Below are 12,161 nucleotides of genomic sequence, written 5' to 3'. Positions count from 1 at the left end.
TCACTAACCGGCTTACGTCACCAGGAGCTTCCCATGAAAACTTCCCTGCGATTCCTTTCCGCCCGCGCCACTGCGGTGTGCCTTGCCGTTGCGGCCGCCAGCCTGGCCGGCGGCAACGCCATGGCCCAGACCAAGACGCTGTACATCGGCATGAACGGCGGCACCATGGAAAAAACCTACACCGAGCACGTTTTCGGCGCCTTCGAGAAAGCGAACAACGTCAAGGTCGTGGTCGTGCCCGGCACCTCGTCCGACATCCTGGCCAAGGCGCAGGCCAACAAGGACAACCCCCAGATGCATGTGATGTTCCTGGACGACGGCATCATGTACCGCGCCATCGGCATGGGCCTGTGCGAGAAGATGCAGGCCACCCCTGCGCTGAACGATTTGTTCCCCACCGCGCGCTTCAAGGGCGACATGGCAGCCGGCGTCAACATCGGCATGACCGGCATCGCCTACAACAAGAAGATGTTCACTGAAAAGGGCTGGGCGCCGCCGACCTCCTGGATGGACATGGCCAACCCCAAGTACAAGGGCAAGGTGGTATTCCAGTCGCTGTCCTCGTCGACCTTTGGCCTGCACGGCTTCCTGCTGTTCAACCGCATCCAGGGCGGCAATGACAAAAATGTGGAGCCCGGCTTCAAGGCCTGGCCCACCACGATTGGCCCCAACGTGCTCGAGTACATCCCGAGCTCCGCCAAGCTGGCCGAGATGGTGCAGACGGGCGAAGCCGCGATGTTCCCGCTCACGCCCACGGCAGTCGGTGTGCTGAAAGACAAAGGCCTGCCCGTGGAATACGTGCAGCCCAAGGAAGGCTCGGCCGTGCTGACAGTCGGTGAATGCGTGATCGCCAAAAACAGCGAACCTGCGCTGGCGCACAAGTTGGCGCAGTACCTGTTGTCGCCTGAAGCGCAAGCCGCGGCATTGGAGTTTGGCGACCAGATTCCGTCCAACCCCAAAACCAAGGCCAGCGGCAAGGCCGGTGCACTCGTGACGCAAATGAACGAGTACATGAAGACCGCCATCGCCGTGGACTGGGATGCGATCAACGAAAACCGCCCGGCCTGGAACGCGCGCTGGAACAAGACGGTCGAGCGCTGAAGCTTGGCTGGAGGCTGGGTCGACGCCTTTATCACCCCCGAAGCCAGCCTGCTGTGGGCCGCTTCGGTGGTTAAAGTTTTTGAAAATTTCAAGCCATTTAGGCCTCTAGCCCAATAAGAATGAGCGCAAGAAGCTACTAAATCAATAGCAAGCTAGTTGCGCTGCCGACGCAGCAGGCGCAAGCCATTGCCCACGACCAGCAGGCTGGCGCCCATGTCGGCAAACACCGCCATCCACATCGTCGCCGTGCCAAAGACGGCCATGACCAGGAAGATGCCCTTGATGCCCAGGGCCAGGCTGATGTTCTGCCACAGGATGGCATGCGTGCGTTTTGATAGCCGTACGGTCTCGGCCACGCGCTCCAGGTTGTCGTTCATGATCACCACGTCGGCCGCTTCCATGGCTGTGTCGGCGCCGGCCCCACCCATCGCAAAACCAATGTCGGCCTGTGCCAGCGCCGGCGCGTCGTTGATGCCGTCGCCCGTCATGCCGGTGACGCCGTAGCGTTGCTGCATCTCCTGGATGGCTTCAAGCTTGGCTTCGGGCAGCAGGTCGCCACGTGCGTCGTCAATGCCGGCTTGCGCAGCGATGGCTTGCGCCGTGGCGGCGTTGTCTCCCGTCAGCATCACGGGCGTGACGCCCAGGCCCTTCAGGTCGGCAATCGCCAGCCGGGATGTTTGCTTGATGGTGTCGGCGACCGCAAAGAGGGCCAGCACGCGCACGTCATCCGCCAGCAAGGTCACGGTGCGGCCTTGCTGCTCATGCCGGGCCAGTTCGGCCTCCAGCTCTGCGCCGCACAAGCCTCGCTCATGAATCAGCCGGTGATTGCCCAGTACCAGCTGCCGGCCCCCGATGGCGCCCTCAACGCCCCGGCCCGGCAAGGCCTTGAAGGCTTGTACGTCGGCGGCTTCGGCAGGCAAACCTGCTGCAATGGCTTTGGACACGGGGTGGTCTGACCGTGATGCCATGTTGGCGGCCAGTTGTGCGGCCAGTGTTGCGTCGGCATCTCCCCAGGCGCGCCAGTCCACGAGTTGAGGTTTGCCTTCCGTGATGGTGCCGGTCTTGTCGAGCGCAACGGCCTTGATCAGGCGCGCCTGCTCAAGATAGGTTCCGCCCTTGATCAGGATGCCGCGGCGCGCTGCAGCCGACAGGCCGCTCACCACCGTGACCGGCGTGGAAATCACCAGTGCGCAGGGGCAGGCAATCACCAGCAGCACCAGCGCCTTGTACAGCGACTCCTGCCAGGTCAGTCCCGCCAGCAGCGGCATCAACACCGCGACCGCCACGGCGATGGCAAACACCGCGGGCGTGTAAACGGCGGCAAAGCGGTCGACAAAGCGCTGCGTGGGTGCGCGGCTGCCTTGCGCCTGTTCGACCGCGTGAATGATGCGTGCCAGGGTGGTGTTGCCGGCAGCCGCCGTGACGCGTACTTCAATCTCGCCGGTTTCGTTTATGGTGCCGGCAAAAACGGCATCGCCGGGTTCCTTGTCGACCGGAATGCTTTCACCGGTGATGGGCGCCTGGTTAAGGGCGCTGTGGCCCAGGGTGACGACCCCGTCCAGCGGTACCCGTTCGCCCGGCCGTATGCGCACCACTGCTCCCAGCGGCACGGCGGCGACAGGCGTTGCGGCCCATGAGCCGTCTGCTCCCTGCATCAGCGCTTCTTCGGGCGTCATGTCCAGCAGGCCCTTGATGGCGTTGCGCGCGCGGTCCACCGCTTTGGCTTCGATCAGCTCGGCAATTGCGTAGAGCGCCATCACCATGGCGGCCTCAGGCCACTGCCCGATCAGGAAGGCACCTGTGACTGCCACGGACATCAGGGCGTTGATGTTGAGCTTGCCGCGCAGCAATGCGGCCATGCCTTTCTTGTAGATGTCCAGACCGGCCAGCGCGATGGCCAAGGCGGCTACCGCCATGCCGGCCAGTTTCCACGCCATCACGTCGGGCGCAAAAAACGACACGGCTTCGGCGCCCACGGCCAGCAACAGCGCCGCCACCAGCCGGGTGGCCCCGCCGCCAAAGCCGTGGCCGTCGCTGTGCTCATGGCTGTGGTCGTGGTCGTGGTCGTGGTCGTGGCCCGCGTGGTCGCCGGCTTGCGCTGCAGTCCCGGCGGCGGGCTGGGGATCAAACCCGGCTTTGCGGATGGCTTGGAGCGCCAGCGGATAAGCGTCTTCGGATGCTTCGATCCGCAGCGTGCGAGCGCCCAGCTGAAAGCCCAACGAACGGATACCGGCAATCGGCTCCAGTGCGCGGCGGATTTCGGATTCCTCGGCGCTGCAGTCCATGGTGGCAATGCGGAAATGCTGCCCACCGGCGCCCAAGGCTACGGGGGGTGTCGCAGTAGGTGGTGTTGTACCGCAGCAGGATGCCGGGTTGGAAACAGGTGTGTTTTCAGTTTTCATGGCTTAATTGGAAACCTTGTAGCGACCTTAGAGTCAAGCCTGTGTGCGGAGTGACCCTAAGGCAGTGTCGGCCAAGGGCGCAAGGCACGTTTTTGATGGAGCCCATGATGAAAATCGGAGAATTGGCCAAGGCCGCCCAGACCCAGACGGAAACCATCCGGTATTACGAGCGTGAAGGCCTGCTGCCCGAGGCGGCACGCACCGACGCCAACTACCGCATGTATGACGAAAGCCATGTGCAGCGCCTGGCCTTTATCCGTCACTGCAGGTCGCTGGACATGACGCTGGGCGAAATCCGCACCCTGCTGGGCTTCAAGGACGCGCCTGATGAAAGCTGTGCCGACATCAATGTGCTGCTCGATGAACACATCGGCCATGTCGCCGGTCGCATCCGTGAACTCAAGGTGCTGGAAAAAGACCTGAAGCTGTTGCGTGAGCAATGCGCCAGCGGCCAGGCCAATGCGTCGTGCGGCATTTTGAGCGGGCTGGAAAAAGCCGCACTCGAACACAGCCGCGCGCCGGCCGGCAAAGGCCACACCGCCCATATCCGCGGTACGCACCCGCAAGTCGGCGCGCCTGCCAAGGGCAGCCCCGCGAAAGTTACCGCAGCGAGAAAGAACGCCGATCGTTGACTGAATTTTCCGGATACGGGTATTTTTACAAAGCACATGCTTGCTAAAAATACTCCGTTTTGATATGGTCTACCTTTATGGACAAACCTGCCGCGCGATCGCGATCACCCTCCGCCACACGCGCCCTTGCACCCGCCAAAACCCGAATAAACCCCGAGCCCGACACCGCTGAAAAACGCCCGCGTGGCCGCCCGCGCAAGACACTGGACGAGCGCGACGACGGCAACCGGCGGGTGGATCTCATCAACGCCGCCGCCCGGTTGTTCCGCCAAAAAGGCTTTGACGCCACCAGCACGCGTGACATCGCGGCCGCGGTGGGCATGCACAGCGGTTCGCCGTTCTACCACTTCGAAAGCAAAGGCGCGCTGCTCAATGCCGTGGTGGAAGAAGGCATGCGTTCGGCCCTGCAGCGCCAAGCCACGGCGTTGCAGGCGACCGGGCTCTCAACTGCTGAAGCTCCGGCAATGCTGCGTGCACTGATACGCAACCACTTTGATGTGCTGTTGGGGCCGGGCGGCGATTTTGTTCCCGTGATGCTCTACGAATCGCGCTCCATCGGTGCCCGGCAGCGCAAGCTGTTGGCCAAACTGCAAAGCGACTATGAAGCGTTGTGGGAGCCGGTGCTGGAGGCGCTGGCCAAAGCGGGTCGGCTCGGAGGGCCTGTGAAGCTGTCGCGGCTGTTGATCTTTGGCGCGCTCAACTGGTCGGTGCAGTGGTTTGACGCCAAAAAAGATGCCTCGCTGGACGATCTGACGGACGCGGCCATGGCGCTGTTTATCGGGAAAGGCCGTGAGGCTTTGGCAAGGTCCACAAGAAAGGTTCGTGCATGAGTTACCAATCTGTTTTTCAGCCCGGCCTCTTTGCCGGCCAGGTCATCGTTGTCACCGGCGGCGGCTCCGGCATTGGCCGCTGCATCGCGCATGAGATGGCGGCGCTGGGCGCCCATGTGGTGCTGATAGGCCGGAACATCGACAAGCTTCACAGCGTGGCGGGCGAAATCGTGGCCCAAGGCGGCCGCGTGAGTTTTCACCCGTGCGACATCCGCCAGGAAGAAGCCGTCAAGACCACCATCACTGCCATCGTGGTGGCGCAGGGGCGTATCGATGGGCTGGTCAACAACGCCGGCGGCCAGTACATCACGCCGCTCGAGTCCATCAGCGCCAAAGGCTGGGAGGCGGTCATCAACACCAACCTGACCGGCGGCTTTTTGATGGCGCGCGAATGCTACCTGCAGGCCATGCAGGACAAGGGCGGCAGTATCGTCAACATCGTGGCCGACATGTGGGGCTCCATGCCCAGCATGGGCCACAGCGGCGCCGCGCGCGCCGGCATGGTGAGCTTCACCGAGACGGCGGCGGCCGAGTGGGCCAAAAGCGGCGTGCGCGTGAACGCGGTAGCACCCGGCTACATCGCCTCCAGCGGTATGGACCACTACCCACCCGAGGCCGGCCCCATGCTGCGTGAGATGCGCAATACCGTACCGCTGGGCCGCTTCGGCACCGAAAGTGAAACCTCCGCCGCAGTTGCCTTCCTGCTCAGCAAGGCCGCCAACTTCATCAGCGGCACGACGCTGCGGGTGGACGGCGCGAGGCCCCAGGTGCGTATGGGTTGGCCCATGGAGCGACCCGATGCCCAGGCGCTTCAACGCGATGCCATTAAACCCTTTGAAGGCTTTCACCTGGCCGAAACACCGAAGGTCTTCCAATCATGACCGCACGCCAATCGGCATGGGCTCCGGAAAGTGCCGCTGCTTGGCACTTGCAGCGCGCGTGAGACAAACTCTTTTGACACCGAACGCCATGACCAAAGTTCCTCCGTCTCCCAGCGTCACCACTGGCCCCGTCACGTTTGAGCCCGAATTCATCGCCGGCCTCAAGGAGCTGTTCGAGGAAAAAATCGTTTTCAACAAATTGCTAGGCTTGAAGATCATCGCGGTGGGGCCGGACCGTGTGACGGCCCGTATCGACATGCGCAACGAACTGATCGGCCACTATGCCCACAACCGAATTCACGGCGGCGTGATCAGCGCCGGACTGGACGCCATGGGCGGGCTCGCCGTGATGGCGGCGATAGGCGCACGCCACATGGACGAAGCCCCACTACAGCGACTGCACCGCTTCGTCAAGCTCGGCACCATCGACCTGCGGGTGGATTACCTGCGGCCTGGCATCGGCGAGCACTTTGAGTTGCGGGCTGAGGTGATGCGGTTGGGGTCGCGTGTGGCGAGTACGCGCATGGAGTTTTTGGGGGCGGATGGGAAGTTGTTTTCGACGGGGGCTGGGGCTTATATCGTCTCTTAGGAGTCGCTTTTGTTCAGGCTATGGGGGCTTTGTTGAGAGTTGCTGGCCGGGGGGTGCCCGGCCAGCAACTCTCAGCAGATCGCGCAGCCCCGAACAAGCCCTCGCTTAGTCAAACAAAAGACCAACTAAGCCGGACCCTCAAAACCCAGCGCATTGAGAAACTCCCTGCGCCACCAGTGCACGTCATGCTCCCGAATGTGCTTGAGCATTTTCTGGTGCCGCGCCTGCCGTTCCTCCAGTGGCATCTGCAGTGCGCGCTGTATGGTGTCAGCGGTGCCGTCAATGTCGTAGGGGTTCACCAGCAGTGCGTCTTCGAGCTGCTCGGCCGCGCCTGCAAAGCGCGACAGCACCAGCACTCCTGGGTCGGCCGGGTCTTGCGCTGCGATGAATTCCTTGGCCACCAGGTTCATGCCGTCGCGCAGCGGCGTGACGAGTGCGGCGCGCGCCACGCGGTACAGGCCTGGCAAGCGCTTGCGTGCCACGTTGCGGTGGATGTAACGGACGGGCATCCAGTCGAGCTCGCCGAAATTTCCGTTGATGGCGCCGCACAGGCTTTCAAGTTCCTGCAACAGATCGGTGTAGGTACCCATGTCTTCACGGCTGGGTGAGGCGATCTGGATCAGGGTGGCGCTGCGGATGTTCTCCGGGTATTTTTTCAGGAGGGTTTCAAATGCCCGCAGCCGTTGCGGCAGGCCTTTGGAGTAGTCGAGGCGTTCCACACCCAGAAGCAGCTTGCGGCGCGAATATTCTTCCTTGATGCGCTGGTACATGTCGCGCGCGTCTTGCGCATGCGTGAGCGCAGCGAACTCGTTCACATCGATGCCAATGGGAAAGGAGCCCGCGCGCACCGTACGGTGGAAAGCCCTGAAGCGGTTGTCTCCCAGCGCTATCGCTCCGGCCTCTGCCTGCACATAGCGTGAAAAATGCAGCAGGTCGTTTTCGCTCTGAAAACCCACCAGGTCGTACGCGAACAGCGCACGCATCAACCATTCATGCTGGGGAATGGCCGCGAGTATTTGCTGCGGTGGCAAGGGAATGTGCAGAAAAAAACCAATGCGGTTCTTGCAGCCCATGGCACGCAACTCCGCAGCGAGCGGAATCAGATGGTAGTCGTGCACCCAGATGATGTCGTCGGGCTGGAGTAGCGTCATCAGCTTGCGTGCGAACAGGCGGTTGACGCGGCGATAGGCCTCAATAAAACCTGCGTCAAAACGCGCCAGATCCAGCCGGTAATGAAACACCGGCCACAACACGCCGTTGCTATAGCCCAGGTAATAGCCGGCATGGTCTTCTGTCGACAAGTCCACCGTCGCCAGCTTGACGTTGCCGGCTTGTTGCACATGCAGCTCACCTTCGCCCGTCGCCCCACCTTCGACCACGGTGCCGCTCCAGCCAAACCACAGTCCGCCGGTGGCATTAAGCGCATCGCCCAGCGCCACGGCCAGGCCACCGGCGGCCGCCTTGCGCGGATCGGCGACTCGATTGGAAACAACAACCAGACGACTCATGGCGGAAACTCTTTGGAGGTGAAAACTCCCTTGCCTTGCCCAGCAGGAGCCGTGGAACCGGCTTCGCCGGGCCGCAGGCGCCAGCCCCCAGCAAGGGGGGAGGGCGCTACACGTAGTGAGCGCCAACGGGGGTGTGCATCACCTTTCATACCTGACTTTCCCAGGATGCAGACAAGCGCACGGCTGCGTTAATGATGCCCACCATGGAATAGGTTTGCGGGAAGTTGCCCCACATCTCGCCGGTGATGGGATGCGTGTCTTCCGACAGCAGGCCCACATGATTGCGCGCCGCCAGCATGGTGTTGAAGATTTCACGGGCCTGCTCTTTGCGGCCTATGCGTGCCAGCGCATCAATGCGCCAGAAGGTGCAAATATTAAAAGCCGTCTCGGGCTTGCCGAAATCGTCGGGCGCCTCGTAGCGCCGCATATAGGGACCGTCACACAAATGGGTTTCCAGCGCGTCGACCGTGGCGATGAAGCGCGGGTCTCTCGGATCGATAAAGCCCACTTCAATCATCAGCAGCACACTGGCGTCCAGGTCGCGTCCACCAAAACTTTCGGCGAAAGCCTGGCGTTCTTCGCTCCAGGCTTCGCGCAGGATGCGTTCCTGCATGATCGCCGCATGGCTTTTCCAATAGGCGGCGCGTTCCGGCAAATCAAGCACAACCGCGACCTTGCCCAGGCGATCACAAGCGGCCCAGCTCATCAGGGCCGACGAGGTATGGATGCGCGCGCGCGTGCGCAGCTCCCACATGCCCGCGTCGGGCTTGTCGTAATTGCGCACGGCCTGTTCGCCGACGTCTTCCAGACGCTTGAATTCGGCGAGGCCCGCGCGGTGCAGCAACCGGTGGTCATGAAACGCCTGGGCCGCGCCCAGCACCACATTGCCATAAACATCGTGCTGAAAGTGTTCCTGCGCCTGGTTGCCTACGCGCACCGGGCCCATGCCGCGGTAGCCGTCCAGGTGCTGCATCATGGATTCGGGGAGCTCGCGCTCCAGGCCGATGCCATACAGCGGCTGGATGTGCCCGCCTTTGGACTGCACCACCACATTGCTGAGCCAGCGCAGGTAGTCTTCCATGGTGCCGACTTCCGACAGGCTGTTGAGCGCGCGCACCACAAAAAATGCGTCACGCAGCCAGCAATAGCGGTAGTCCCAGTTGCGCTGGCTGCCCGGGGCTTCGGGAATGCTGGTGGTCATGGCGGCCACGATGGCGCCCGTGTCTTCAAACAGTGAAAGCTTGAGCGTGATGGCCGCGCGTATCACGGCCTCTTGCCATTCGAGCGGAATGTGCAGGCGCTGGCTCCATTTCTTCCAGTACGACACGGTTTCCTGCTCAAACAGGCGCGCGGTGTCGGCAATGCCTTCGGCCAGCGACTCGTCGGCACCCAGCAGAAAGTTGTGTTCTCGTGTGAGCACGAAGGGCTGGCGGGACAGCAGGTGCGAGATCGGTGCGTCGGTGTTCAGGCGCAGTGTGAGCGCGTCTCCGACAAAACGCAGGTGGTTGCTGCCCTGGGTAATCAACGGTTCGCGCCGGCCCCAGTCAAACCGCACATCCAGCACCACGCGAATCCGCGGCGCACCATGGATGGGCCGCACGCGGCGCACCAGCGTCATGGGCTTGAAGAAACGGGACCGGCTGAAAAAACGCGGAGCGAAGTCGGTGATCTCAATCGCCTGGCCGCGCTTGTCAAACAGCTGGGTCCGCAGCACGGCGGTGTTGGGCTCGTACCATTGCCTGGACTCGGCGAAGTCTTCTATCTCGATCGCGAAGGCGCCTGGTCGAGACTCCGTGGCGTAGCGGCCGTCCGCATCGGGCGTCGTCGGGTCCAGCAGGGCGTTGAAGACCGGGTCACCATCAAAACGCGGCAAGCAGCACCAGACGATGCGGCCGCGAATGTCGACCAGCGCGCTGAAGGCGCAATTGCCAATGACGCCCATCGCCAGAGAGGGCTTGGCCGGTGGGGCGAAGTGAAGTGAGTCATCGGCGACGCTCATGGCCGGCTTTCTTCCGTGGCGGTGTGCGGCAACCTGTCTTTCGTTTCGGCGGCGTCTTCTGCCGGGCCGCCCAGCGCAGCGTGCAGCCATTGCCGCAGCGCGGCGGGTGAATCACACCGGTGCCTTGCCAGCGTAGGGCCTTCGCCCACCTTGATGCCCTCACCGCCCAGCGCTTGCACGGCGGTGAAACCGTCTTCATCGGTGACGTCGTCGCCCGCAAAAAGGGGTTGGCGGCCTGCGAATGGGGGTTCCGTCATGAAAGCCCTGATGGCCGTGCCCTTGCTGACACTGGCGGGTTTGACCTCGAACACATATTTACCGCGCAGCAATTCAACGCCGGGTGTGCCGTCGGCCGCTTGCTGCATGACTTGCAGGCACTCTGCCTCGAGCGCGGGCGCATGGCGATAGTGCAGGGCAACCGCGGCAGACTTGATCTCCACGCGCAGGCCGTCGTGGTGGGCGGCCCATTCGGCGGCGCGGCGGGCGACTTGCTGCACGTCGGGCGTGGCCAGGCTGATGACGCGGCCATCGGCCTGGCGGCGCTGAGCGCCGTGCTCGGCGGCGGCAGGCAAGCGCAACGGCGCCAAAAAGCTGTCCAGATCGCTGAGCCGGCGCCCCGACACGATGGCCAGTGCGCCGCCCAGTTGCTCTGACAGGCGGACCAGGGCCGGAATCACGCCGGAGGCGACCTCGACGGCTTCCGGTTCTGACGCGAGATCGGCCAGTGTGCCGTCAAAGTCCAGAAAGAGGGCGCTGTGCGTGCCTATGTCGGGCAATTGCCCGAATTGCCCGAATTTCCCGGAAGGGGGGGGAAGGCGCGGTCGGTGATGAGGTGGGTGAAACATGCATTGACCTCCACCTTAGCAGAGACTTTTTTTCCAAGCTGTAGGTCAGTTCCGCTTTTTTGCGATTGGAAGGCGGGGTCGACTATGCTGCCGCGCTCGCGAGGAAGCCCTGAACGGCTTTCACGCGGGCCTGGTGAATGATTTCCCCGATTTTTTTGCCGTCTTGCCCGGCGGCTTGTGCGCTTTGCGCGAGTGGCTGCGTTTGTACGGCCTGCGCAGCACCCAAGGCCCCCAGCATCCGCGATCGCTGGGGATAGGGCGAGTCCTGCAGGCCCCGACGGCCCCGGGCATCGCATTCGCACGCCAGCAGCACGTCGGCAAAGCGCTGGGGTTTGCGAAAGGCGTCGCAGCGCTCCAGCAGTCGCACCGTTGCGGCTGCGGCGAGTTCCGCGCTGCGGTGAATGTTGCCGTGCTCGCGCGCCACCACGTCAGCCATTTCTCGGCATTCCACGGGCACTCGCAGGCGCTCGCAAACATCTTTTAACAGCCGGGCACTGCGTTCTTCATGGCCGATGTGCCGCGGCAGGACGTCGGCCGGTGTGGTGCCTTTTCCCAGGTCATGGCACACGCAGGAAAAGCGCACGGCCAGGCCTGCTTGCAGCTGTGCCGACATGTCCAGCACCATCATCAGGTGAACACCGGTGTCGACCTCGGGATGGTGGTCGGCGCGCTGGGGCACGCCCCACAGGCGTGCGACTTCCGGCAGCAGTTTTTGCAAAGCCCCGCTGTCGCGAAGCACTTCGAACATGCGCGAAGGCCGGGCTTCCATCAGGCCGCGCGACAGCTCTTGCCAGACGCGTTCGGGCACCAGTGCATCGACCTCACCAGCCTCGACCATGTCTTGCATCAGGGCCATCGTCTCGGGCGCCACCGAAAAATCCGGAAAGCGCGCGGCAAAGCGGGCCAGGCGAAGGATACGGACCGGGTCCTCACGGAAGGCGTCCGTCACATGGCGCAGCACCTTGCCATGAATGTCCCTTTGCCCGCCGAACGGGTCGATCAAGGCCGAAAAATCAGGATCAAAATGCGTGGAAGCCGTTTGCTGGCGGGCGGGAGCAGCTATTGAATTGATAGTAAGGTCGCGCCGCGCCAGGTCTTGCTCCAGCGTCACGTCGGGCTCGGCGTGTACGACAAAGCCGCGGTATCCACTGGCTGTTTTACGCTCGGTGCGTGCCAGCGCGTATTCCTCACGGGTATCAGGGTGCAAAAAAACCGGAAAGTCCTTGCCGACCGGCAAATAACCCTGCGCCGCCAGCGTCTCCGGGGTGGCGCCCACGACCACCCAGTCGTGGTCTTGCACAGGCAAGCCCAGCAAGGCATCGCGCACCGCGCCACCGACCATGTAAATTTGCATGGAACTCAGTTTAGCGGCTC

General features: G+C 62.9%; 10 protein-coding genes. 5 read left to right on the top strand and 5 right to left on the bottom strand.

Annotated elements, in window-relative coordinates; translation table 11 throughout:
- Window positions 1–33: 33 nt before the first annotated feature.
- The gene (locus tag ABI546_RS09320; protein WP_348046314.1) at window positions 34–1,101 is read left to right on the top strand and encodes an ABC transporter substrate-binding protein; all 1,068 of its coding nucleotides are present in this window, start codon (window positions 34–36) and stop codon (window positions 1,099–1,101) included.
- A 152-nt stretch (window positions 1,102–1,253) separates the two neighbouring features.
- Here ABI546_RS09320 and ABI546_RS09315 read toward each other — a convergent pair whose 3' ends face one another.
- Window positions 1,254–3,503 carry a heavy metal translocating P-type ATPase gene (locus ABI546_RS09315; protein ID WP_348046313.1) on the bottom strand — a complete coding sequence of 750 codons (2,250 nt, stop codon included), beginning with the start codon at window positions 3,501–3,503 and terminating at the stop codon, window positions 1,254–1,256.
- Window positions 3,504–3,610: 107 nt separating this feature from the next.
- On the opposite strand from ABI546_RS09315, the gene cadR reads away from it, so the two are divergent.
- The 4 genes from cadR to ABI546_RS09295 all read left to right on the top strand — a co-directional run bounded on the left by cadR (window position 3,611) and on the right by ABI546_RS09295 (window position 6,435).
- Window positions 3,611–4,135 (top strand): Cd(II)/Pb(II)-responsive transcriptional regulator, encoded by a 525-nt coding sequence (gene cadR / locus ABI546_RS09310; protein ID WP_348046312.1) that lies wholly within the window; start codon window positions 3,611–3,613, stop codon window positions 4,133–4,135.
- A gap of 77 nt (window positions 4,136–4,212) precedes the next feature.
- A complete protein-coding gene (locus tag ABI546_RS09305; RefSeq protein ID WP_348046311.1) occupies window positions 4,213–4,965 on the top strand; it encodes a TetR/AcrR family transcriptional regulator in 753 nt (250 codons plus the stop codon).
- Complete coding sequence (locus tag ABI546_RS09300; protein ID WP_348046310.1) at window positions 4,962–5,846, top strand: SDR family oxidoreductase; 885 nt, start codon at window positions 4,962–4,964, stop codon at window positions 5,844–5,846. Before ABI546_RS09305 ends, ABI546_RS09300 begins: the two co-directional genes overlap by 4 nt.
- Window positions 5,847–5,934: 88 nt before the next feature.
- Window positions 5,935–6,435: a thioesterase family protein gene (locus tag ABI546_RS09295; RefSeq protein ID WP_348046309.1), complete on the top strand. Its 501-nt coding sequence runs from the start codon at window positions 5,935–5,937 to the stop codon at window positions 6,433–6,435.
- Window positions 6,436–6,560: 125 nt separating this feature from the next.
- Here the strand turns inward: ABI546_RS09295 and otsA are convergent, their stop codons facing one another.
- The 4 genes from otsA to ABI546_RS09275 form a co-directional block, all read right to left on the bottom strand.
- On the bottom strand, window positions 6,561–7,943 hold the full coding sequence (otsA, locus tag ABI546_RS09290; RefSeq protein WP_348046308.1) for an alpha,alpha-trehalose-phosphate synthase (UDP-forming): 1,383 nt from the start codon (window positions 7,941–7,943) through the stop codon (window positions 6,561–6,563).
- 145 nt (window positions 7,944–8,088) lie between these two features.
- Entirely contained in the window at window positions 8,089–9,942 is a 1,854-nt protein-coding gene (locus ABI546_RS09285; RefSeq protein ID WP_348046307.1) for a glycoside hydrolase family 15 protein, read from the bottom strand.
- Window positions 9,939–10,787: a trehalose-phosphatase gene (otsB, locus tag ABI546_RS09280; protein ID WP_348046306.1), complete on the bottom strand. Its 849-nt coding sequence runs from the start codon at window positions 10,785–10,787 to the stop codon at window positions 9,939–9,941. The genes ABI546_RS09285 and otsB overlap by 4 nt, the downstream gene beginning before the upstream one ends.
- 82 nt (window positions 10,788–10,869) lie before the next feature.
- On the bottom strand, window positions 10,870–12,141 hold the full coding sequence (locus ABI546_RS09275) for a multifunctional CCA addition/repair protein (protein WP_348046305.1): 1,272 nt from the start codon (window positions 12,139–12,141) through the stop codon (window positions 10,870–10,872).
- Window positions 12,142–12,161 lie beyond the last annotated feature (20 nt).

Origin of the sequence: Polaromonas sp. (assembly GCF_039932935.1) — a bacterium.
GTDB lineage: Bacteria > Pseudomonadota > Gammaproteobacteria > Burkholderiales > Burkholderiaceae_C > Polaromonas.
This window is presented reverse-complemented; position numbering and strand designations above follow the sequence as displayed.

Excerpts from the sequence above, each read along its gene's own strand:
- ABI546_RS09320 (WP_348046314.1), top strand. The coding sequence starts at position 34 with ATGAAAACTTCCCTGCGATTCCTTTCCGCCCGCGCCACTGCGGTGTGC.
- ABI546_RS09315 (WP_348046313.1), bottom strand. The coding sequence starts at position 3,503 with ATGAAAACTGAAAACACACCTGTTTCCAACCCGGCATCCTGCTGCGGT.
- cadR (WP_348046312.1), top strand. The coding sequence starts at position 3,611 with ATGAAAATCGGAGAATTGGCCAAGGCCGCCCAGACCCAGACGGAAACC.
- ABI546_RS09305 (WP_348046311.1), top strand. The coding sequence starts at position 4,213 with ATGGACAAACCTGCCGCGCGATCGCGATCACCCTCCGCCACACGCGCC.
- ABI546_RS09300 (WP_348046310.1), top strand. The coding sequence starts at position 4,962 with ATGAGTTACCAATCTGTTTTTCAGCCCGGCCTCTTTGCCGGCCAGGTC.
- ABI546_RS09295 (WP_348046309.1), top strand. The coding sequence starts at position 5,935 with ATGACCAAAGTTCCTCCGTCTCCCAGCGTCACCACTGGCCCCGTCACG.
- otsA (WP_348046308.1), bottom strand. The coding sequence starts at position 7,943 with ATGAGTCGTCTGGTTGTTGTTTCCAATCGAGTCGCCGATCCGCGCAAG.
- ABI546_RS09285 (WP_348046307.1), bottom strand. The coding sequence starts at position 9,942 with ATGAGCGTCGCCGATGACTCACTTCACTTCGCCCCACCGGCCAAGCCC.
- otsB (WP_348046306.1), bottom strand. The coding sequence starts at position 10,787 with ATGTTTCACCCACCTCATCACCGACCGCGCCTTCCCCCCCCTTCCGGG.
- ABI546_RS09275 (WP_348046305.1), bottom strand. The coding sequence starts at position 12,141 with ATGCAAATTTACATGGTCGGTGGCGCGGTGCGCGATGCCTTGCTGGGC.